Origin of the sequence: Streptococcus pseudopneumoniae, assembly GCF_001072665.1 — a bacterium.
Classification (GTDB): Bacteria; Bacillota; Bacilli; order Lactobacillales; family Streptococcaceae; genus Streptococcus; species Streptococcus pseudopneumoniae_S.
In genome coordinates this window covers 1-20598 of sequence record NZ_JVJI01000138.1, presented here as the reverse complement: position 1 = coordinate 20598, position 20598 = coordinate 1, and the positions used below count along the sequence as shown (strand labels likewise).

The 20598-nt window shown below is 41.0% G+C and carries 41 protein-coding genes and 1 tRNA gene; all 42 read right to left on the bottom strand.

The features are described 5' to 3' along the window. Nucleotides 1-11 precede the first annotated feature (11 nt). Nucleotides 12-611 carry a Gp15 family bacteriophage protein gene (locus ADH52_RS10540; protein ID WP_049511155.1) on the bottom strand — a complete coding sequence of 200 codons (600 nt, stop codon included), beginning with the start codon at nt 609-611 and terminating at the stop codon, nt 12-14. Between the two features lies 1 nt (nt 612). Then, entirely contained in the window at nt 613-972 is a 360-nt protein-coding gene (locus ADH52_RS10535; RefSeq protein ID WP_049511154.1) for a hypothetical protein, read from the bottom strand. A gap of 74 nt (nt 973-1046) precedes the next feature. Further along, nucleotides 1047-1505: a phage tail tube protein gene (locus tag ADH52_RS10530; RefSeq protein ID WP_049511153.1), complete on the bottom strand. Its 459-nt coding sequence runs from the start codon at nt 1503-1505 to the stop codon at nt 1047-1049. After that, nucleotides 1506-1907, bottom strand: a complete 402-nt coding sequence (locus ADH52_RS10525) for a minor capsid protein (protein WP_049511152.1) — start codon at nt 1905-1907, stop codon at nt 1506-1508. Next, the gene (locus ADH52_RS10520) at nt 1904-2266 is read right to left on the bottom strand and encodes a minor capsid protein (protein WP_049511151.1); all 363 of its coding nucleotides are present in this window, start codon (nt 2264-2266) and stop codon (nt 1904-1906) included. Before ADH52_RS10520 ends, ADH52_RS10525 begins: the two co-directional genes overlap by 4 nt. Then, nucleotides 2266-2607, bottom strand: a complete 342-nt coding sequence (locus tag ADH52_RS10515; RefSeq protein ID WP_049488130.1) for a putative minor capsid protein — start codon at nt 2605-2607, stop codon at nt 2266-2268. Before ADH52_RS10515 ends, ADH52_RS10520 begins: the two co-directional genes overlap by 1 nt. Next, a complete protein-coding gene (locus tag ADH52_RS10510) occupies nt 2594-2986 on the bottom strand; it encodes a hypothetical protein (protein ID WP_049511150.1) in 393 nt (130 codons plus the stop codon). The genes ADH52_RS10515 and ADH52_RS10510 overlap by 14 nt, the downstream gene beginning before the upstream one ends. Nucleotides 2987-2998: 12 nt before the next feature. Beyond that, nucleotides 2999-3229: a hypothetical protein gene (locus ADH52_RS10505; RefSeq protein WP_049511149.1), complete on the bottom strand. Its 231-nt coding sequence runs from the start codon at nt 3227-3229 to the stop codon at nt 2999-3001. A gap of 5 nt (nt 3230-3234) precedes the next feature. Next, nucleotides 3235-3402 (bottom strand): hypothetical protein, encoded by a 168-nt coding sequence (locus ADH52_RS11425; protein WP_158086161.1) that lies wholly within the window; start codon nt 3400-3402, stop codon nt 3235-3237. 15 nt (nt 3403-3417) lie between these two features. Continuing rightward, a complete protein-coding gene (locus ADH52_RS10500) occupies nt 3418-4242 on the bottom strand; it encodes a hypothetical protein (protein ID WP_049488124.1) in 825 nt (274 codons plus the stop codon). Nucleotides 4243-4274: 32 nt separating this feature from the next. Then, complete coding sequence (locus ADH52_RS10495) at nt 4275-4853, bottom strand: phage scaffolding protein (protein ID WP_049511148.1); 579 nt, start codon at nt 4851-4853, stop codon at nt 4275-4277. Nucleotides 4854-5007: 154 nt separating this feature from the next. Then, nucleotides 5008-5223, bottom strand: coding sequence for a hypothetical protein (locus ADH52_RS10490; RefSeq protein ID WP_049488120.1), 216 nt, complete (start codon nt 5221-5223; stop codon nt 5008-5010). Then, nucleotides 5220-6839, bottom strand: a complete 1620-nt coding sequence (locus tag ADH52_RS10485) for a phage minor capsid protein (protein WP_049511147.1) — start codon at nt 6837-6839, stop codon at nt 5220-5222. The genes ADH52_RS10490 and ADH52_RS10485 overlap by 4 nt, the downstream gene beginning before the upstream one ends. Before the next feature lie 68 nt (nt 6840-6907). Further along, nucleotides 6908-8419 carry a phage portal protein gene (locus ADH52_RS10480; RefSeq protein WP_342585562.1) on the bottom strand — a complete coding sequence of 504 codons (1512 nt, stop codon included), beginning with the start codon at nt 8417-8419 and terminating at the stop codon, nt 6908-6910. A gap of 11 nt (nt 8420-8430) precedes the next feature. Beyond that, nucleotides 8431-9729: a PBSX family phage terminase large subunit gene (locus tag ADH52_RS10475; protein WP_049511146.1), complete on the bottom strand. Its 1299-nt coding sequence runs from the start codon at nt 9727-9729 to the stop codon at nt 8431-8433. Further along, entirely contained in the window at nt 9698-10417 is a 720-nt protein-coding gene (gene terS / locus ADH52_RS10470) for a phage terminase small subunit (RefSeq protein ID WP_049511145.1), read from the bottom strand. The genes ADH52_RS10475 and terS overlap by 32 nt, the downstream gene beginning before the upstream one ends. A gap of 302 nt (nt 10418-10719) precedes the next feature. Continuing rightward, a tRNA-Ser gene (locus ADH52_RS10465) sits at nt 10720-10810 on the bottom strand. Between the two features lie 110 nt (nt 10811-10920). Then, complete coding sequence (locus ADH52_RS10460; protein ID WP_049511144.1) at nt 10921-11343, bottom strand: DUF1492 domain-containing protein; 423 nt, start codon at nt 11341-11343, stop codon at nt 10921-10923. A gap of 73 nt (nt 11344-11416) precedes the next feature. Then, nucleotides 11417-11731, bottom strand: a complete 315-nt coding sequence (locus ADH52_RS10455) for a hypothetical protein (protein WP_049511143.1) — start codon at nt 11729-11731, stop codon at nt 11417-11419. Continuing rightward, entirely contained in the window at nt 11715-12134 is a 420-nt protein-coding gene (locus ADH52_RS10450) for a YopX family protein (RefSeq protein ID WP_049492565.1), read from the bottom strand. The genes ADH52_RS10455 and ADH52_RS10450 overlap by 17 nt, the downstream gene beginning before the upstream one ends. Continuing rightward, nucleotides 12131-12391, bottom strand: coding sequence for a DUF1372 family protein (locus ADH52_RS10445; RefSeq protein WP_049511142.1), 261 nt, complete (start codon nt 12389-12391; stop codon nt 12131-12133). Before ADH52_RS10445 ends, ADH52_RS10450 begins: the two co-directional genes overlap by 4 nt. Continuing rightward, nucleotides 12388-12510 (bottom strand): hypothetical protein, encoded by a 123-nt coding sequence (locus tag ADH52_RS11780; RefSeq protein ID WP_260424859.1) that lies wholly within the window; start codon nt 12508-12510, stop codon nt 12388-12390. Before ADH52_RS11780 ends, ADH52_RS10445 begins: the two co-directional genes overlap by 4 nt. 51 nt (nt 12511-12561) lie before the next feature. Further along, on the bottom strand, nt 12562-12726 hold the full coding sequence (locus ADH52_RS11540; RefSeq protein WP_193389276.1) for a hypothetical protein: 165 nt from the start codon (nt 12724-12726) through the stop codon (nt 12562-12564). Nucleotides 12727-12739: 13 nt separating this feature from the next. Continuing rightward, nucleotides 12740-12904 (bottom strand): hypothetical protein, encoded by a 165-nt coding sequence (locus tag ADH52_RS11535; protein WP_193389277.1) that lies wholly within the window; start codon nt 12902-12904, stop codon nt 12740-12742. After that, nucleotides 12894-13076, bottom strand: coding sequence for a hypothetical protein (locus tag ADH52_RS10440; protein ID WP_049511141.1), 183 nt, complete (start codon nt 13074-13076; stop codon nt 12894-12896). Before ADH52_RS10440 ends, ADH52_RS11535 begins: the two co-directional genes overlap by 11 nt. Nucleotides 13077-13091: 15 nt before the next feature. Further along, on the bottom strand, nt 13092-13523 hold the full coding sequence (locus ADH52_RS10435; RefSeq protein WP_049511140.1) for a RusA family crossover junction endodeoxyribonuclease: 432 nt from the start codon (nt 13521-13523) through the stop codon (nt 13092-13094). A gap of 1 nt (nt 13524) precedes the next feature. Then, nucleotides 13525-13857, bottom strand: coding sequence for a hypothetical protein (locus ADH52_RS10430; RefSeq protein WP_049511139.1), 333 nt, complete (start codon nt 13855-13857; stop codon nt 13525-13527). Then, on the bottom strand, nt 13847-14647 hold the full coding sequence (locus tag ADH52_RS10425; protein WP_049511138.1) for a DNA methyltransferase: 801 nt from the start codon (nt 14645-14647) through the stop codon (nt 13847-13849). The genes ADH52_RS10430 and ADH52_RS10425 overlap by 11 nt, the downstream gene beginning before the upstream one ends. Nucleotides 14648-14656: 9 nt before the next feature. Beyond that, complete coding sequence (gene ssb / locus ADH52_RS10420) at nt 14657-15073, bottom strand: single-stranded DNA-binding protein (RefSeq protein WP_049511137.1); 417 nt, start codon at nt 15071-15073, stop codon at nt 14657-14659. 90 nt (nt 15074-15163) lie between these two features. After that, complete coding sequence (locus ADH52_RS10415; RefSeq protein WP_049511136.1) at nt 15164-15487, bottom strand: hypothetical protein; 324 nt, start codon at nt 15485-15487, stop codon at nt 15164-15166. Between the two features lie 2 nt (nt 15488-15489). Then, nucleotides 15490-16530 carry a DUF1351 domain-containing protein gene (locus ADH52_RS10410; protein WP_049511135.1) on the bottom strand — a complete coding sequence of 347 codons (1041 nt, stop codon included), beginning with the start codon at nt 16528-16530 and terminating at the stop codon, nt 15490-15492. A gap of 9 nt (nt 16531-16539) precedes the next feature. Continuing rightward, nucleotides 16540-17304 carry a phage recombination protein Bet gene (gene bet, locus ADH52_RS10405; protein ID WP_049511134.1) on the bottom strand — a complete coding sequence of 255 codons (765 nt, stop codon included), beginning with the start codon at nt 17302-17304 and terminating at the stop codon, nt 16540-16542. A gap of 10 nt (nt 17305-17314) precedes the next feature. Then, the gene (locus ADH52_RS11530) at nt 17315-17452 is read right to left on the bottom strand and encodes a hypothetical protein (protein WP_193389278.1); all 138 of its coding nucleotides are present in this window, start codon (nt 17450-17452) and stop codon (nt 17315-17317) included. Beyond that, the gene (locus ADH52_RS10400) at nt 17449-17628 is read right to left on the bottom strand and encodes a hypothetical protein (protein ID WP_049511133.1); all 180 of its coding nucleotides are present in this window, start codon (nt 17626-17628) and stop codon (nt 17449-17451) included. The genes ADH52_RS11530 and ADH52_RS10400 overlap by 4 nt, the downstream gene beginning before the upstream one ends. Beyond that, nucleotides 17625-17762, bottom strand: a complete 138-nt coding sequence (locus ADH52_RS11525) for a hypothetical protein (protein ID WP_193389279.1) — start codon at nt 17760-17762, stop codon at nt 17625-17627. Before ADH52_RS11525 ends, ADH52_RS10400 begins: the two co-directional genes overlap by 4 nt. A gap of 11 nt (nt 17763-17773) precedes the next feature. After that, entirely contained in the window at nt 17774-18034 is a 261-nt protein-coding gene (locus ADH52_RS10395; RefSeq protein WP_049511132.1) for a hypothetical protein, read from the bottom strand. Then, a complete protein-coding gene (locus ADH52_RS10390) occupies nt 18034-18285 on the bottom strand; it encodes a hypothetical protein (protein ID WP_049511131.1) in 252 nt (83 codons plus the stop codon). Before ADH52_RS10390 ends, ADH52_RS10395 begins: the two co-directional genes overlap by 1 nt. 235 nt (nt 18286-18520) lie before the next feature. Continuing rightward, nucleotides 18521-18883 carry an ArsR/SmtB family transcription factor gene (locus ADH52_RS10385; protein ID WP_049488086.1) on the bottom strand — a complete coding sequence of 121 codons (363 nt, stop codon included), beginning with the start codon at nt 18881-18883 and terminating at the stop codon, nt 18521-18523. Between the two features lie 9 nt (nt 18884-18892). Then, complete coding sequence (locus ADH52_RS11520; protein ID WP_162837231.1) at nt 18893-19051, bottom strand: BOW99_gp33 family protein; 159 nt, start codon at nt 19049-19051, stop codon at nt 18893-18895. A gap of 107 nt (nt 19052-19158) precedes the next feature. After that, nucleotides 19159-19569, bottom strand: a complete 411-nt coding sequence (locus ADH52_RS11365) for a hypothetical protein (RefSeq protein ID WP_049511130.1) — start codon at nt 19567-19569, stop codon at nt 19159-19161. Nucleotides 19570-19580: 11 nt separating this feature from the next. After that, a complete protein-coding gene (locus ADH52_RS10375; protein ID WP_049511129.1) occupies nt 19581-20297 on the bottom strand; it encodes a phage antirepressor KilAC domain-containing protein in 717 nt (238 codons plus the stop codon). Between the two features lie 44 nt (nt 20298-20341). After that, nucleotides 20342-20598: helix-turn-helix transcriptional regulator (locus ADH52_RS10370; protein WP_342616135.1), on the bottom strand; the 257-nt coding region annotated here is incomplete at its 5' end.

The window sequence follows — 20598 nt, the reverse complement described above, 5'->3', positions numbered from 1 at the left end:
CCTTTCTAAAATTAGTAGTCAAATTCATCAGGTAGAGCATACTCTTTTTTGAGTTCCCTCATGTTCTCCTTATACTGCTTACTATCTCCCTTTTGAGGCTTGTAAGAGCGTATTTTTAGCACCTCAGCAAATTTAGTATCACTAGGCAGGCCATTGAGTAAAGCGTTGAACTTCTTCCAGTGTAGGCTGTTCTGAGCGTCTATTAGGTCAATTCCGTAAGCCTGGAGAAATGATGAGTAAATATACTCAGCGTCGTACTTCAAGCTAAAGAGACGATCTCCTCCCTCAGATTGGCTCCTAGAGCGTATCTTGCTTTTGATTGGGTTCCCTGCCAAATCTAGCACTGGTGCTGTGTCTTTAGCTGGAATAATTCTAATATGCTCCTCAAATATCATCTTAAAGATTGCTGTAGCTTGTTCAGGAGTTAAAGCCTGAGTAAAATCTACATCGGTCAAGATTTGAATAGCCAGGAAAGGCTTGTAAAGCTCGTCAATGTCATCATCATTGATCAGCTCCACCACTTTCAAAACCTTGTTAAAAGCGATATTCATTGGATACACATCATCACCAAGGACTAACTCATCTGTCAATTTCCTTGATAGGTCCAGCATGTCAGTCACCTAGATATTTTTTGAGGGCATCTGTATTGTTGCGTTTCTCCCATTCTGAGATAACCCCTGTGATAGCCTCAAGCAAGTAAGCCATAGTATCGACAGTCGAGCCGTTAGAGAAATCATAGACCTTGTTATAAGCGTCTTGGTCAAACAGCTCTGTCCATGACCCTTTTACCAAGTCTTGTAAAGTTTCAAAGGCCTTACTGTCTTCTGTGTTGGCTAGTTTTTCGCCGTCTTTTTTGAGCTTTTTACCAACTGACTCCATTTTGTGGATGTTTTTGTCATTGGCTACAAATTCAAGCCTGAACTCTCCAAAATCAACAGGGATGACATTGTCACGTTTCTTAATTACTACCATTTGTTTTCTCTCCTACTAATTTTTTAAAATCAAAAATAAAAAGGGGAGCCTGTTCACTCCCCTAGATCAAATCATCAACCGACTACAGCAGACTGTTTAGGCGCCACATTCCAGCTGATAGTGCACTTAAAGGTCTCATACTCAGACGCATCTCCGCCTCCAATTTGGATACCTGAGACAGTAGCGACTCCGACATATTGAGTTTTGCCATCAGCGTCTACCACTTTAAACCAGACATTACGGTCATCTCCAGTTTTAAAGCGCATAGCTGCAACAATTGCCTGAGCTTCATCCTCTTTGATGTAATCGCCCTCAAAACTGTAACCACTCTTAACAGACATCACTACAGTTTTTTTGGTGCCGTCGCCGTTGTAGTATGCAATGTCATCTGTATCCTCGTCATTTTCAGCCTCGGCGGTTTTTACTCCGTCCGCAAGCCATTTCCAGGCGTCATTACCTGGCTCAGTAGCTGGTGCTGTTGGTAACCATGGCGCAAGAAAGTGTTTGCGTTTGGCGTTTTTCATTTTTGGCATTTAGTTTCCTCCATTTGTTTCAAGTTTTGCCGTTACATCTAACATGTAAATATAAAAACCTTGCTCATCACGGTCATTTAGGAATGGCTGTGATACTTCAAGGCCTCTGAATTGATATGAATTATTTTTGCTAGGTAGTTCCAGATTAAAATCGGCGAGAGCATGATTGATGGCCCACAGGATAGAGCTTGTCTTCTGGTGATCAGTCGTTTTGATTGCCACCTCAAATACAAGGCTAATATCCTGCTTACCGTTCATGTACTCTGTTAAAATCTTCCCACCTGGCAAAGGATAAAGGACTAAATCCTCCCTCTCTGATAAGTAATCTAGCTTACAAGTCAGAGGGAGGTTTAGTGTGTTGATGAAATCTCTAAGGACTTCTGAAAAATCATTGTTATTCATGCTTTTACTCCCATTGCTCTTAGACCCGTTTTCTTCCAATCATCAAGATATAACGCTGAGGCTTTCAAGTCCCACCGCTTGCCTGTTCCAGGAGTCGTGTACTTCTTAAAGACAAAACTCCTATTCTTGTTATAGCTCGATCCGTAGAATTGAGCTCTAGCGTAAGGTCCAGGATATTTAACCCCATCCTTAGTAGCCTGACCGCTACCACTTAAGTCTCCACTCTTTCGAGGAATAAAAGGGGTAAAGTCAGTCAACATTTGATTAGCGATAGCTAACTTCCCCTTAGCTAGTGCCTGTGGGGATACCTTTTTCTCAATACCTTTTAAATCAATCTTGACAGATACGCCTATTCCCATCAGATACACTCCACTTCATAGCAAAATACTTTTTGTTTGTGTGGATAACTGACAGGAACCACAGAGGTCACTCTGTACTCACGTTCTCCGTCGTTGATAATGGCATTTTCAAAGGTCTTGTCTAAGACGATTGGGCAATATTTAGGGTACACAAATAACGTACTAGGCTTGGACTCTTTACGGTTGTTCTTCGTACCTTTGACTTGATACTGTCTGTCAAACCTAACAGTTCTAAGGGTCACTGGGCTCTCAAATACTTCTTTACCCCATCCGTCTTTTTCTCCTGTGGTTTTCTGAATTGTTACAGTATCAATCAATAACCGTTTATCAATGTCTGTCATAACCTACCCCCCTAAAGCCAAATCCTACCGATTTCAGAGTATTCAAGGCGTCAAGTGATAAGTTATACCTAGCACTCTCTAAAGACTGGCTAGATGAGTTTTGGTAGGTGATATGAGTGCGCCCTAGAACCACAGTAGAGACTGATTGCTTATCATCAGCCGTAGTGATCCCACTAGCGTCCAAATATGCTACCTGGAAAGCCGTAGCCAGTTTGACAGCTTGCTTTCTGTGCTCAATTTCTTTTTCAAAGTCTACAAAGCTGTAGAAATTGTTAAGAAAGAGGTTGATAGCAATCTCTGCCCTCTTTAGTAGCTTTTCAAACTCCTCAACTTCATCAAAACCAAAGTCCTTAAATTCATCTTTTGTTAAGTAGGTCATGACTTTACCGCCTTAAATTAAATAATCTGGATTCTCAGAAAGCCCTGGGATTACATCTGAAGTTGGTTCTTGAGATGGGACAACTTGCTCGATTTCTTCTAGCCAGTTGTCTCCATATTCCGCAAGTGTCTGTCTATTAATTTCATCCGCTTCAGCAACTGTCATTTCATACGCATTATTTGCATCAAACTGCTGCCCTGTTTTTGCCATAAAAAAGTTTGTTTTAGCTTTAAATTTAGCCATTTATTTTATTCCTCCACTTCGTATCCTTGATTTTCAAAGGCTGAAATCATAATCGGGTCAGATAGAGTAAACGTTACTCCATCTTTTTTCAATGTTTTTGGATCTTTTACTTCTGGCTCCTCTTCAGTTTCTTTAGATACAACCAAAGTCTCTTCAATGTTAGAATCGTTCATTTTTATCCCCTTTCACTAAGCTGATTTGTGAACGTAGATAGCTTTCTTCTTGTTGTCAAGAACAAAAGCGTCGTAACGGATACGACCCTCAACGAGCTTGCCGTTAATTCCTGGTGGGTTATCGTGGATCTTGTAGTCTTCCAACTTAATAGGAGATGGAGTAGCCACAGGATGAGCAATAATAAACTCTACATTTTGTGGCAATCGTGATGTAGGTGTCAAAACTACTGGTAAGCCGTCAATCATACCTACTTGACCCTTGATAGTGATCTCTTGGCCAAGGTCAGAATTTTTCACAAAAGTTGGGTCAAGCTTGATGAGTTTGTAGAATTTAGGAGATACATGCAAGATGCGACCAGCTGTTGGGACGAAGGCGTCAGTTAGTTTAACCTGACCATCAAGTACAAGCTCGTAGGCATTTGTTTTAGTTACTGAACCAGTAGCGATATGATCTGTATCTGCACCAGCTACGATTGTTGCAAAACGGTAAGTGTCTACCTCTGGGATAACGACTTCTGACAACTGACGTGCAAGGGCTTTTCCAGCCTCCATGACACCATTTGTGTCCTGTTCAGATTTCTTGTCAATCGTGAATGTGAAAGAGCGGTCTTTCTTCATTGTCATAGTTTGAACTGTATTTCCAAGTTCCTCAGCGTCACCGTAGCGATTTTGCCCAGTTGTCTTGTAGTCATTCATTCCTGATGTTGGGATAGAGTAGACCTTGACGGTGTCAACTCCAAGAAAATCAAAATCTTGGTTAACAATACCATTAGACAGGGCCTCTTTAGCAAAGCGCTCATCTACTTTTTCATCAAATTTAGCTGCGTAATTTACTGCCATGTGTAATATTCCTCTTTTCTTTATTTTTGGTTTTATACGCTATCAAAGCCTGCAAATAGGGCTTTTTCCTCTGCGCTTAGATGATCGTTTCCAGTTTCTGCTGGTGGATTTCCGTGCACAGAGATATTAGGGTTAGGCTGCTTGTCCTCAGCTTGGAATAGGTAAGGGCTTGACTCTTTGAGTGAGTTGATTGTGTCCTCTAATTGAGGTTTTCCATCTTCTCCTAGCTCGATTTTGTCTAGGTCAATGAATTTCATCAAATCCTCTGAGTTGTAAGCTCCTACGTCTTTCAAAGCAAGGGCTACAGCGTTTGTTTTAGTTACCTGAGCAAGATTTGCCTCACTATCCAGCTTGTACTGGTCAAATTGGGCTTTTAGTTCTTCAAGCTGTTGTTTGCTTTCAGCGCTAGATCCCTCTTTGGCCTGTAGATCATTGATAGCTTGGGTTTGTTGCTCAAGCTGTTGTTTTAATGTGTCGTTTTCGGCTTTTAGTTCCGACTTGGCTTGTGACTTGGCATTTTCAATACCTGCACCGTACGCTTGCATAATATTGTCAATGACAGCTTTGTCCTCGATACCTGCCTCAACTAACATTTCACGTTTAAGACTCATGTCTTAACTCCTCCTTTTTTACGTCACATGGACAAATTAAGACAGTTTTACGCCATGCTCCAGGGCAAAAGAAAAACCGCCTCGATTTCGACACGGTTTACAGTGGTTTATAGCAATTTATTGCATGAAAAAAGCGCCTAGATTGTTCTAAGTGCTATGAGATTGCTTTAATTGAAATAATCTGACTCTCAAAGAGAGAAATCTCAGTCGGTTCATCAGGGCTAGGATTGTCAATGAGGATAGTGATTTCATCTTGCTCATCATTGTCCATTTCGTCAATAAAATCTGTGACAAGCCCTTTGATGACTTCACCGTCACTATTTACTACCTGAACTCTTGAGCGTAGGTAGTTCCAAAGTTGTTTACTCATTTACGGTCTCCTTTCCCTTTGATAGTTGGCACAATATGTGAGCCTGTTTTACTGTAATGAATACGAAAATCAGTAGTATTCTCAACGACTTCACCAGTTCTAGGATCTATATAGGTTCCTATAGGTTTATTTTGTGAGATAATTTCCTGCATTTTGGTTGATTTTGGATCATACTTGAACTGTCCTGTTCCAGCATACCTATCAACTAGTGCCTGACATTCTTCTTTAGTGATTGTCAGATAGCTTGGTGGAGGTGCTCCTTTTTCTAAGTTCTTCTGGAGATATTTCTCATATCCCTTAGTGCCTCTAATGTGGTTTTCAAAATGTTCGTTATTGATTTCCGTCTTAATTATACCACTTTTAACAGCTGAATTAAACTTCTCACGCATTTCTTTTTGTTCTGCTCTGTGTTTTTCCAGCTTTTCAAGTTCTTTTCTGACCTTAACCTCTTTCTTAGCTTTGGTATAAGGGTCATCATAGTATTTCTCTCTAGCATAATCACGGTGTAAAAATGGGTGCTGTTTGAGATAGTCTCTCATGGCTCCCTGTTGGATCCTAACCTTGCTCTTATACTTGTCTATCAGCTCCTGGTCACCTAGTTTCTCTGCAACGTGTAGAAATTCCTTAGACTGTCTGATAGACCTCTCTAGGGCCCTCTGTTTAGCCTGAGCGTTTGCATTTTCTATTGCTTGCTCTGGAGTCAAGTCTCTTAACTCGTCAGGCAAATCAGGCTTGTAGTTAGCCCCTGGGATGTATGGCGTCATCTCATGAGTACAGTTAATACCCTGACAACCTCCAGCGTATCCGTATCCGTAGTCTGATAGCGCCAAAATACGCTCCCCTTTTTCCGTCCTAGCAACTCCAGTAGTTACTATCTGATGTTGCAGAGGGGCGCACATCTCTCTTGCTGTGGCCTTTTTGTGATAGTAAAAGGTATCTATACCCAACTCCTCAGCAGGAGCCATTCTGACCTCACGATAGACACGCCAAGCCGTGGACTTGATAACTTGCCTAGCGTAGGTATCAGCTTTCCACCGTTTGCCTTGGCTATCAGTAAAGCCATAAAAGCCTTTTTTAGCCCATTTCATGACTGTGTCAGAGATAGCCTTGTCTGAGGTAGTGAGTCCTGTGACAACCTTGGCCACGCTCTCCTGGACTATGGACTGATAAACCTTTCTGATACTCATTGGTAGAGTGGTATTGATGAGGTTGTCTATATCTCCCATAGCCTGATTGACATAAGCAGCTAGATTGGTCTGAATGATAGAGTTACCAGCAAAACCACCTCCACCAGTCGCCTCTAAAAGCTGTTGTTTGGTGTCTTTATAGATTTTGTAGCCCTCATTTTGGATAACATGCCTAAGCTGTTCCTCAGCAATCCCTGAGCGGTCAGAAATGAGCTTGACATTGTCCTCATTGAGTAGGCCCATCTCATTCATTTTCTCAAGTTGCCAAATATAAGGGTTATCATCAAGGCTAGCAGAGCCACGCTCTTTGATACGATCTATTACCTGGTCAAAGAGTTCAAGAGTTAGCTGATGATAGATGTCTGCAACGTTACTGGCGTCAAGCATTAACTGCTCATCATTTAGCTTGATTGGTTTCTTCTCTTTCATAAGCTCTTACAAGTCCCTCAGTTATTAGCTTGCTTGGGCTTTTTATTCCAAATAAACGCCTCAGCCTATCAATTACCATAAATTTCAACATCTTCATCACTCCTGCCGTCGTTAGCCTCGCTGATAGCATTGCCACTAATTTCAGCCTTTATTTCCTTAGCTTTCTCAGGGGTCACGTTGAGCACTTTCTCAATAGCCATGACGTCCGTGGCAAAACCAGCATTTACAACCTTAACCCAGTAGTCAAGTTCAGCGTTTCGGTCTGTAAAGACTCCATCATCAAGGTTAATGCTGATTTTCTCCATGTCAGGGATGTTTCCCTTGTAGAGTCCGTAGGCTTTGCCTAGCTCTAGCATTGAGATAATGAGCTCTTTCAGTGACTGCTCTACCAAGCTGACAATGCTATTTCTCATCTGATAGGTGTCTGAGTTCTCGCTGACAACCTCAGTAGCCGTTTTCAAGCTCTTACCATCAAAGGTGAACGTGCCAGAAGATACTCCTATCTGCATTTCAAAAATCGCCAGGATCTTATTGATAGCCTTGATATAGTCATCCGAGCGGATAGGCGTTGTAAGGTCGGTGATACCTACGCCTTTATCCATATCTCCTGAGTCAATCTGTTCATAGACGTTACGCCCTGCCTCAAACTCACGCTTGACCACGACATTCTCGCCCTCTTGATCGTACTCAACTTTAATCATCTGACTAGGCACAGCTACTCTGCGCTGACCCATCTTAATCTCCCACATGAACTCATCATAGGTCGTATTAAGAAAGTCCATGGTGGTCTTAGCATTATCAAAAATAGACAAGCCAAGAGCTGAGTTAATGTCTTTGTTATTCATCCCTGGAGTTTTCAGATAAGTAAAAAGCGGACGACTCAAACCGTTCAGGTCTACTACTTCCTCAAGATCCTCATAGAGGTCTGATAGAGGAACCCTAGAGCCTACCACGTTCTGATTATCAGACTTGTAGAGCTCATTAGTGACTGTGTACTTGTCATCCTTGCCCCATTCGTGCAGTTCAATCAGCGTGTAAAACTTCTGCTTATTACCCTCTGACTTGGTTGTCTTAGTGATGATAGCAGCGCTAGAGACATCCTGCGTGTTGCTTTGCAAAGGCAAAAAGACAGGTGCTTGAATGAAAGAGACTCTTACTTTGTCTCTATCGACGTATGGCCTCATGGCTAAGCCACCAAGCGCCAAAGCACTCTCCAGGTAACGCTCAAAGTTCTTGACAAATCTGTCATCTTGTAGCTGTTTCTGAATGAATTTATTAGCGTCCTTGTCGTCTAGCTTGATTTCAGCCTGTTCATTAAACACTAGGCTTGCAATCTTCTTAGCTGCTGTACGCCCAATAGGCAGATGGTTGAAAGCTCGCTTTCGAGGCGTTCCGTTACTGTCAATGTACTCAATCTGTGGATAATGTCCTGCATAATACTTGAGATTTTCCCTTATTCGGTCATACTCTGCGGATGACACAGCTATTTTAGGGTGGTCAGTGATATTTGTTAAGTTCTGTGTTGTCATCACATACTTGCTCCTTGTGAAAAAATTCTTGATAGTCTGTACTATTCCCATTGTTAGCTCCTTTAGGCTTTTAGTCTTAGCTCTCTAGCGTTGTCTAGGACAAAATACTTGAACTCGTCCACCGTGTGGTCATCTTCCTTGATGACTTTTGGGTCATCAGTATTGATAGTCTTGTCATCATATCGGTACATCTTATGCTCTTCAACGAAAACCCTGTTAGCAGGGATGTCAAGGTAGTAGAAACGCCCCTCAGCTAGTAAGCTAATAACCATATCAATCATAGTCTGATTTTTCTTCTTAGCCACAGGGTGCCAGCGCTCGCCATAGTCTTTGAAATACTGGTTACGCAAAGCCCCCTCAGCACTATCAATAGTCATTTTTAATTTAGGTACTCTGTAAGTCTTCATGACCTTGTCTATAAAGTCATGTATCATCACAGAGAGCTCACTAGGCGCCTTTTTGATGGTCTTACCAGCTGGACTATAGTAGAACGTATCAAGTAAGATAACATTGCCCTTGGCAGTGAGGCCATAAGCTCCACAGGCCGTCGCTGATTGTTGGTGTCCTGTGTCTAGGGCAAATGATATACCTATCACTTTATCGTTGTCAGGGAGGCTTTCTAGTGGCTTAAAATAGCTCATGTTATAAACATGATTACCTAAACCGATTACCTCGCCCAAATACATCCAACGGTAGTAGTCAGGGTCCGTCTCCTTATATCGCTCTATCTTGTCTTTCATCTGTTTAGACAAAAAACCTAACTTGTCATCAAGGTAGGTGCTGTGATGTATCATGTAAGTTGGGTCACTAGCTTTCTCAGCAACCCACTCATTTATCCAGTCATAGGGATTTCTTGGAGGGTTGTATGTGAAATAGACTTTGACCTCTTTGCCATTCGGTAGCTCTTGACGGATGAAAGTGTCCTCAACTATATCAATGTCCTCACGGCCTGCAAATTCAGCAAGTTCCTCAAACCAAACAGACATTACATATCCTTTGGCTATCTTCTGGGATTTGAGTTTCATTGGATCGTCTACACCGTAGAAATAAAAGGCTGTGCCTGTCTTCTTATGTGTAATCTGTAAGGGAGATTTCCCAAACTTGAACTGATTAGCTAGCCCCATCTCATAAATGGCCCATCTTATCTGCTCATACACTGACATTCTCAGGTATTTACCTACTTTTCGCAAGACTACCACATTCCCCATAGGATCATTGATAAAGTCATTTACAAGGTCAATAGAGACTACTGATGACTTGGTAGAGGCACGGCCACCCTTGAGCACTATATGGCTCTTGAGTGTGTAGAGGACTTCATCAAATACTGGGTTAATCAGTTTCGCTAGGTTCAGTATTGCCATTATACTCACTCCTATCGAATGTAAATCCAGTAATCACTGTGTCATCTTCATCGTTAGAGCCTAGTTGAGCCTTGAGATTATCAATCCTCAAGCGTTGCTCCTCAGTAACAAGAGGGGAGCGTGTGAGCTCGTCATAGGTCTTAATCATGCTCTTAAGCTCTGACTGTGCTCTTGCCATTGCAGCTAAGGCCTTGCCTTGCTTATCCCATGCCGTGTGAACCTCATAATTTTCACTGCCTTTAGCTGTGCTGGCAATCAGCATGGTAGTAGTATCATCAACGTCCTGAACGTAAAGAATACGCTGAGCATGCAAAAGATTAGCATAGGTCAGCATGATATTTTCCCAAAGGATGTCTATAGGCTGTTTTTCTGAAAGCTCTTGCGCTATCTCATATACCTCTTGAGGTAGATACTTAGCAAACAGTCCATGTTTGAGGGCGTTTTGATTGCCTATACTTCCGCCTTTGCTGTTCTTGTTGCCTTTCGGCGCTCCCCGTGTTCGTTTGGTAGTACTACTTTTGTTTTTTGTAGTACTACATTCGCTCCATTTGTCTCTTAACTTCCAAACTGAGATAGTTTTTTCAGGCACGCCCAACATTTCACCAAGCTTGCGGTTAGTGATGTTTCCGTTATTCTGCTTATAAATCTCAAAAGCTTTATCTCGGTTTGGGTCTCGTGCTCTGCCCAACCTATTACCTCCTATTTGTTCGTTTTGTAAATCAAAAAAGCCACTCAAAGAGTGACTCAGTGCAAGCAGACTACAGACTTGCGTGTTAATTAGTAATTAATTTGAAAGTTTTCCTTTTTTTATTTTTTGTAGTCTTTAAAACCTCTGAGGGAATCAAACCGCCTAGCTTATAACTTACCTAGGATATAAGTAGCTATGCAATCATGCAAGGTCCAGTCGCTCCGCAACCATTTGTAAGTTAATGAGTAATTTATGAATGCTAAGCCTACTGCCTACCCCATTCTGGGACACAAAATACTCAAAGGAGAGTGTGGGATTCGAACCCACGGACCGCACATAGGCGACCACCCGTCTAGCAAACGGGCGCATTCAACCTGACTCTGCCAACTCTCCGTGTCAGGGAAGGCTTACTGCCTTACCCTTAATTCTTGATACTACCATTCTAACAGAATTACAAAACTGTGCTAACAAGTATCATTTTTTCCCGTACGGTTTTGTAAAGTTCAATTTAGTTCCATTCTCTCCAAAACCTCATTCAATTCAGAGATAGCCATATTCCGCCAAGTGTAGAAAGTTGTTCTGCTGATTTCCATTTTGTCACAAATATCATCAACATACATCTTAGTAATGTAAGTCATTCTAAGAACAGACCTGCTTTTTGGATTTGTCAGCTTGTTAATCAACCTACCTAATTCAAGCTTTCTGTTGATAACCTCTTTAGTATCCTGTTCTATAGCCTCTTTCATCGTGATCAACTGAGCGTACACGTCATCAACTTTTCTAGCATGACCACCTTGGACTTTAACGTCTGTCCACTTGGGACTTGAGAGCAAACCTGCCTCAAGCTCATTGATTTCATCTATACGGCTTTGGATGTCCATGTCAAGGTCTTGTAATTCTTTCAATAGCTCTTTAGCCTTGTTCACTCTCTATCTCCTTTGTGATATAATAATATTATTGAGATTATAGCTGAGGCAGAGAGTGTCTTGGCTTTTTTTATTACCAGGTTATGTGAATTTTCTTGTTAGAAACGAAATCTTGGCCAGTGAAAAAATTTTTAGATAGATAAAGCTTATATTTGACAGTAAAGCCAGCTCCTAATAATTCTCTTAACGCTTCCAACGTTCTTTCATCTCCTAATCGATTCCTGAGATATTCGTCTCTAACTGACCAAACATCGATTAAATAGCCTGTATAACCTTTTTGAGCAGAAGTTTTTAGTTTTCCTTCTAGGTTATATTTCTTAAAATAACGCTCAAACCATTTAGCATGGCTTTCTGAGCTAAGTTGCTGTACTTCATCGAATAGTGTCATGATTTACCTCCAAAAGCTCTGGATTTTCGTAGATGTTACCGATGATTGTAACATCTAATGAGTCTCCATCAAGCAAATCTTCCATTAATACAGAGTCTCTATTGGTAACATGAAAGCCGCCTTGACACCATTCTATAATACCTTTGTTTATATACAGGGAATCGGACACTTCATAATAATCTTCAAATTGTACTATATCCCCCTCAAAGATTTCTACCCCATTTTCATCAAACAAGCCTGTTGATTGCATAAGGTATTCTTCATCAATCGACCAGCCTTTTAAGTAATTCCATGAAAGTTTTTTGCTATCGTTAGCATAAACATTGTTATTCCAAATAATCAATTCATCATTAGCAAACATATTTTGGTTATGTTTATCCCACACTCTAAATTTTGGTGTCATAGTCTCACCTCGCCTCCAATCCTTAAAGATTCGTAGTTGTCTTGCGATACCACGAAAATGCCGTAGTTCTGTATTGTAACTGTGTACAGGTCGCCTATTTTTTCTTTGTGAACGACTCTGCCTTTGATTTCTGCGCCTTGATTATCAGCTTTATAGATAACCATCGGGTGCTTTTCTTCCAAAACTCTAATCCTGTCCATCTGCCAGATGTTCAATCCAGCAGACAATAAAATCCAGATTGCGATAAAACGTCTCATTCGGTTGCCTCCTTCTTTAATTTTACGGCAATTTCTAAGTAGAAGTCTTGATCGGGTATCTCTAGCATCGCTGTATTGGTTTTACCGTCAGACTCAACGATAATTTTTCCGATTGCCAAAACTAAGTCTCCAATTGTGCTATTTAGCGTAAGGCTCATTCTGTGACCTCCTTAAAGCGCCCATCTATTTCGGGGCTTATTTCTTTTAAAAATAGGATTCTTCTTTTCTTTTTTCTTCTGTTTGTGATATTCACTGTCTTTGTTAAAGATAATATCTTCATCTTCAATAAGTTCAGGAATGAAGTGCCCCGATGGGTATCGTTCAGGTCGTTCCATCACTCCACCTCCTTTAAATAATTTTTCCGTCAAAGATCAGGGTAATTGTGCCTGTTCCGTTCTTATTGTCTGAAACCAGAGCACGACAATCCCCACTAAGCTCAACCCCCTCTATAGTGATACTACGTTGAGACTTATTGACGTGAACGATCGTGTCATTTGATGTCTTAATTCTCATTATCTTCCTCCTCAATTTTAATAACGGCCCTACCGTTTGGGTTTCGTCGTTGGTGTGATGTGTAAGTGTAGTACTTTAACATCCTTTCAGTAATTCCTGTTTCGCTACTGATCTGCGCTAATGTCCCAAGCGTAACAAACACATCACCCTGATATAATGCGTAGTCAGCCATCTGCTCCTCATTTCTTTAAATACTCAGGGGTTCCATAACCTCCACCTCTACCTCTATCCGTGGATTTAGACTGTAGAACTTGCCTACATCATGTAGCGCTATCTGACCGTCGTCCTGGAAGACAATCCCTGACATACTGTCATATAGGGCTTTTTCGTAGTTGTCAATGTCAGGCTTTTTGCCTACAGGGATAATCTCATCCAGGAGGGCCTGTTGGTTCTTCTTGACCTTGGAAATATACTGAGGAGGCTTGATGTAAAATCTAAGCTTTGCCCTCAGAGCTCCCTCAAGAATAGGCTGGCCTATGTACTGATTAGCAATGAGCAGCTGACAATGATTGCGCCAGGCTTTCATGCCCTTATCTTCATAAGTCGTGGTAAAATTTCCACGTCTTGCAAACCGTGGCCGTGATTGGGGCTTAGGCTCAATGTTCAGGGTTAATTTCATCCTAACTAAGCTCCCCTCTCAATCCACAGAGATCAAAAAGATTTTGTTTGTTAGCCTCAATATATTCAAAGAATATTTGTAACTCAGCTAGTTTTCTTTTTTCTTTCTTCACTCCTAAACTTGTATGGTATTCTACGTCCTCCTCAGGTTTGGCCTTAATGTCTAGCCAGTAGAGAGGCTCAAAAACGTCCCCATTTTCATCCAAAGACGGCTCTGCGTCCTGGTTTCTAAAAACCATCTTCATATCATAGCCAATCATATTCTCAATTTTGATTTCTTTATTTTCAATCTCGATTACGATTGATGTTTTTGGGACATTGATTTTAGTTATCATGTTGTTTCTCCTGTAAAAATTCATTGTAAACCTTAGTAAAAATCTCTATTACTAGGTTTTTTGGAATGTTTGACCGTTCGTTGTATGACTTAGAAAATTTTCCCCACTCAATTTCTGGCTTGATAATGTCATTTTTAAGACCCAAATCAAGATTACTAGCAAACTTTGTAGGTTTCTGCAAAGGGTAGTCATAATTGTTGTAGCGTGTGAGATTGAGATGTGGGAGCTTGAAATCCATGACATCCTCAATATATTTCCACAAGCGCCCACTTGCGGGGTTCTCTATGATGAAATATTTAGGGTTATACCGCTTGATGATCTCAATGGTATTGAAAGCACAAAGCTCCCCATTGACTCTCTTCATAAATTGACGGTCATACTGATAATTTATATAGGCTTTCTCGTAGTCAGAGGCGTTCCTGATTGTAAACATGCTAGGCTCCCTTTGTGGAGCAAAGAGGCTATCTGAGAGGTCTTCTTGTTTCCAGCAAGCGTTACCCTCGCACATAGCACTAGCATTACTCCAGCTTTCACATGGTGGGCTAGCTATTATCAAATCAGGCTTTGGCAACTTGTCAAGTTTGTCAAAAAGTGTGTTGTCTCCAAACAAGCGCCCATAGTCAGCAAGGTTCAAATTTATAAAATGATCATTCTTGTTTTCTATATCTATTCCGATTGGATAGATGTCAATGTTCGCCCCCCCCGAACTATTCAGAGCTTTAACGCCTTTTGTATAGCTACCATTCCCACTGTCAAACAATGCCCAAACAGTCATTTTTTTGTCTGACATTGACACCTCCTAAAACGGCAAGCCGTCATCTGGGAGGTCAAACGGGTTCGGATCGGCAAAAGGTGAGCTATTTCCATTTTGGAAACTGTTGCCTTGCCCTTGCTGACTGTTGCGACTTTCTAGCAGAGCGACGCTCTCAGCGACTACTTCGGTCACATATCGACGCTGTCCGTCTTTCTCGTAACTCCTGACTTGTATGCGTCCAATGATCCCGATAAGTGAGCCCTTGCTGCAATACTGAGCAATGATGTCAGCTGTACCTCTCCACGCTTGGAAATTGATAAAATCAGCCTCACGGTCTCCATTCTCATTCTTGAAATTGCGATTGACCGCAAGTGTGCCCTTCAAACTAGATACGTTGTTAGGCGTTTTTCGTAGATCAGGAGGCGCTACAAGCCTCCCAACCAATGTGACGTTATTGATCATCTGTTTTGTCCTCTCTAGCGCTACGCTCTCCCAAGAGATAGCCTAAAAACATCCATAGGATAGCCATCCCAATCTCTTTGATAAAATCATTCATTTTCTTTCCTCTCCTGGATTTCTCCACCACTCTAACAGTTCGCTTTGATGGGCAATCAGGTACTCGTCAAAGTCTTCAAATTGACGGATGGCCCATTTTAAGCGTTGGGTGTCTTCTCCACGCCGTGAGCAATACCCGCTCACTTTAAAAATTGGGGTAATCTCACTCACGATGCGAGGGCTTAGGTCGTCAATATTTATGGTTTTGTGATTTTTAATTTCAAAATCTAAGATAAACTCATCCCCTAGGTTGTGGATAACCTGCAATCTCTTGCCGTCCGAGTAGATGGATACGCTGTCAGATACTTTTCTGATGTCCATAATTACCACCCACATTGTTCATTGAGTTCAGTCTGAGTCAGTGGCTCAATACGTTGATAACCGCTGACTTGATAGTTTTCCTTAAATTTAAACCCTGCTTGTTCAAGAGTAGCCTTGAAACGGTCTTTTTCGGCTGTATCTACAAAATACACCTCCAAAGTCATTTTTTGGGTATATCTTTTTAGGCTATTTTCGGCCCCTCTGAGAGCGTTCTGCTCGTTTTGAGGGATTGGCCCACCGTCTAAGATTTCGCCTGTCTCTGGGTCAAAATTTGGGGTCTCCGTTGATTTTGGAGCTTGTTCCTGCTGTTTAGTTTGTTGAGCTGCTAAAAGTTCCTTACGCTCTTGTTCAGCTCGTTCTTGAGCTTGTCTGAGTTCTTCCTTTTGCTTTTCAAATTCATAGTCAGCTTTGATTTGTTCAAAGACCTCAGCAAGAGTCAAGTCTTTCAACTGTCTAATGTAAGGTGAGTCAGTCATACCATACTCAGCACATAACCCTGAAATAGCTGACTTAGCCTTTTCAAATTCTTGCTGTTTCTGAAACTCAAATGTGACCATGTCATCAAGTGACTTCATAGTGGCTTTTTTAAGCGTCACACCGTCAGCCATGAAATCGCCAACCTTGACATAATCAAGGGCCTTTTCATCAAATAGGCGAGGGTCCAGCATGTACTCAGCTGATTTGTTGGCTAGATAGCCTTTGACTGTGTCAATTCGGACAGCCTTTTGATGTTCTTCAAACTCTTTGACATCACTAGCAATTTTAGTGATGATGTCTTTTAGAGGCTGGATGGCATTCTTGACATACTTGTCAAATTCGTCAGCTGGTTCAGATAAGACTTTCTTATTCCTGATCCGTTCATCAGAAACCTGCTTGTCTAATTTTCGTAGATCAGCAAGTGTCTGCTTGTCATCCTTGATGGTTGCAGCTGTAACTGTGTAATTTTGATACTTGGTCACAACCTCATTGATATTCTGCTCAAATTTCTCACGGTCAATGATTTCAACCTGTGCCTGTGTTACTTTTACCTGTAATTCTTGCATGTTTTCCTCCTAATATTCAAGTTCACCGTCTAGCAACTCGCCCTGGATTGGCTCCTCAGTTTGAGCAGGTTCAGGATCTGCATGATTTGCCTCTTGCTCTTTGTTGAATTGCTCAATCTGAGCCATCTTGCGTGCTACGACATCCTCACGGCTCTCTTGAGGAGTGACATCTTTGATTGTGTCAAATGTATCTCCACCATCGATGTCTGTATACATGTTCCCAAGTTCGTCAGGGAAAGCCTCTCTAAGAGTCTGCACTAGAGCTGTTTTTCTGATCATAGTGGCTGGCATTGATTTCCAAGTGCTCCGTGGATTGCCATTTCTGTCTGTTTTGACATACTCATTAAAGTCAACTGTGACCTTATATCTGTGTGAACGGTCTTTACGATAGACAACGGCCCAACCCCCTATTAGAATGTCCTCAGGTAATTTAAGAGAGCCCTCAATCTCTATCATTTCTCCATTTCTCATGACAGTAATTCCAGCCTCAAAACCATCATATCCTTCACAACGTTCAGCACGTTTCATAAATGCCTCTTTTGAGACAATCAAGCTGAACTCTGTGCCGCTATTGTTTTGATAGGCTACAATGTAGACCTCGTTAGCAAATGGGTTAAGATTGCGACCTTTACACAAGGCTAGAGCCTGACCTACTTGTTTTTCAGTCAGTAGGTTTTGTGGGTCAAAATACTTTTTGATGTCTGCCCCAGTCAATAAACTTGGGTCAGTAGTGATGTCACGTTTTATCTGTGTTGATAATTGATTATTAGTCATTTTCTTCTCCTTATACTGTATAAAGCTCTTCGCCTGTTTCGTTGTCACAAATTCCTAGACCGCCTAGCACCCTATAATTTTGTGCAACTTTGTCCCAGTAGCTCATGTTTTGATAATATGTTGACTCTGATATTTGTTCGTAACTCATTTCTTTCTTCCTTTCGTTTTCTTCAAATTCCAATTCTCACGTTTTATACGTCTGTTTTCGTTTTGCAATTTTAAAATAATATTTTGTTGTTTGTTGATAATTTCTCCGAGTTCTCGGCCAAGATGAATATATTCAGCTCGCCAGTTATCGATTTCTTCGTGTAGTTCATGAATCATACTTCATCACCTACATATCGATACTGACCACACCCAATATATACATACTCGCTTGGGTCAAGTTCTTCTCGTGGTTCAGGCGGTTGCAAGTAGTCACGATCATAGTCAAAGGTGCCAAATAGTCCTCTGTCCATTGATTGCCTCCTTAGTTTGCCATGTCTTGATAGACGTCAATTAGGCGCTGTTGCATTGAGACTGTATCAGCATACCGTCTGCGACTACTTCCAAGCTCCATGTTTTCCTCAGAGAGCTCTTTTAGTAGGTCGTTTTGTTGTTTGATGATGGCTTTAAGCTGTTTATTTTCAGCTTGGAGGGTTCTGACATCAATTAGATTGCTGTTTGATTTTGATTGGCCGTCACCCCAAAGGTCATCTAGTCCAAAAAATTCTTTTAGTTTTGCTAACATTATTCTTCCTCCTCATTTTCTGCCATATTTTTCTCAATAGCCTCTTTGGGACTCATGCCATTCAATACATCCTTGATAGTATGTGAGACATCATGGACGGCTTTTAGCGAGGTTTCCAGTTCATCAGGGAGCCCTAAGATATTTACAGTAAGTATTCCGAACACGGACAATTTATGTAAATCCTCTTGTAGCTGTTCAATGCGTTCAATTTTTTCTTGCTGTGCTTTGATAATTTGGTCTTTGTCAATCATGATTTTTCTCCTGTGGATAACTCAGTTATCCCTTTCTTTTATTTAGATTAGTAGTAGTTTGTTGTAAAGTTAGTAGTTATTACTAAGTTAGTGCCGTTAGGCTTAGATTATTGTATAGTTAGTACTTGTTGTATAGTTAGTATTTATTAGAGGGCAATTTTACACATGGCAATTTTACACATGGCAATTTTACACATGGCAATTTTACACATGGCAATATTTTCCAACTGTATTTTTAAACTCCGTCATCTGTGGATAACTCTTTCTCAAGATTAGTTTTTAGATACTCAAAGTAGTCATCTGAAATAGGCATGTCTGAAAAAAATCTATGTACTGTGACGCCTTTGCCTCTGCCTAGCCCTAAGCGGTATACTCTGAGATAGCCTGCTTTCTCTAAAAGCTTAAAGTGCTCATCTACGGTGCGCCTACTTATTCCTAGACGTCGTGCAATCTCGTCAGGATACACAACCCAATCAGACTTATTAGTCAGTATGACTGCCAAAATCCCTATTGTGGCTGGTTTCAGTTGCTTATCTTGAGTGAAAGTGTTATTGATAGATGTGTAATTTTCGTGAGTATTTCTTAGAATATACTGCATACCTCATATTTAAGCCCCTTTCTGTAACTCTCGCTTGTGCATTCCTAAAATGATGTCATAGTACGAATGACCAGCAGGGATGACATATCCTGTCAGATCGTCAACTTGAGAGCCATCTGCCATGATGTTTACAATCCGTGGCTCCCATTCCTTTTTTACTGTTTTCATGATATAATTACCTCGTAAAGTATTTTGCTTAGTCCCTCAATGAAATTGCCGTTCTAGAGGGGCTTTTTTATTATCTTAATTCATCCAAACTGACTTCCAGTTCGTCATCAATCCAATTGAGTTTCATCAAGTGGGTGAAACTCTTTTGTTTGCTCCAAATAAACTCCATCTGCTGAAATGATAATCTTTGAATGAAAATCATTATTTTTAAGCAACTTAGAATATGACAGCAAATCTTCTAAAAACGCCTTCTGCTGCTCATAGTCTTTATGATTTGATGTTTCTTCAGATCGTAAACTCTGAATATCAGCAATCACTGTCGCATCGATTTCCATGACATCTGGAATTGCTGTGATAGTGATTTTTGGTTTCTCTTCCGCAGGCATTTCCAGTCTAAAGCTAGTAACCCCACGACCGAGTTCCCAGTCATTGATTTTTATTGAGTAGCCTGACGAACGCAGACATTGACCTTCAGTAGGTTCCTGCTTGGGTTTGATGATTACTTTTAACTGTTTCATATTGCCCCTTTCTATCCTGTTAAGCATTCCTGATCAAGGAACTTGTTAATAAAGTACTGTTGGCCCTTACCAGTGACCTTACTAGTCTTATTGATACTGATATGACCGTCTGCGTGCTGGATGTTAGTTTCTTTGATTTCAAACAAACCTAACTCCATTGATTTTTGCGTAGGCATGTTCCAACTAGCTCCACGTTTCTTGATAAGATAACCGTTGTCACGTAGCCAGCTAAACAAGCGATTTGCTCCAATTTTGAAACCATTCTGACTGATGAGCTTAGCTAGGTCTCCAACCAAGATAGATGTGTGACTAGCACTGACTGCGTCGGCAAATAGCACTTTAGGACGGTCAGCCTCAATCTGAGCCTCCAGCTTGTGGACTTTCTGATCAGCCATGAGTAAAGCTCTTGCCATGATTTTCTCAGGGCTGTTAAAGTCCTTTTCCACTTGGATGAAGTACTGTCTGACTTCTTTTCCTTTGTCCGTTCGCTGAATCATGGCGATTTCTTTAGCCATGTCTAGTTTGATGATGTGGTCTTGGCTAGGTCTACCTCCAGTACTTTTGCTCAAAAATGAGCTAAAGTCTTCACCTTCTGTAAATCCATATTCCGTCATTCGTGGAAACCAGTCTTTATAAGCTGTTTTAACTCCCAGTGCCTCATGCAATTGACGACCAGATACAATCGGCTCATGATTGTCATTCAGAGTTACGTTGATTAGTTCGTTCATAGCATTCCTTTCTAACACGATTTTTCGTGTTTTTAGTTTTAAAATTAAGCAGTTTCGACTGCTTTAGTGAAAAGATATTCTAAATCGTATTCTGGAAAAAATTTTTGTTGTAATGCGAGAGCTTCAGTAAACTTAAAATCATAAGTGCCACTAATTTTGTCGCTTACCGTCTGAGCTCTCACACCCAAATAATCGGCCATATCTACAATCGCTACACCTTTTTCTTTTCGAGCTTTATCAATATTTAACATAGCATTCCTTTCTAACACGATTTTTCGTGTTTTTAGTTTTAAAATTAAGC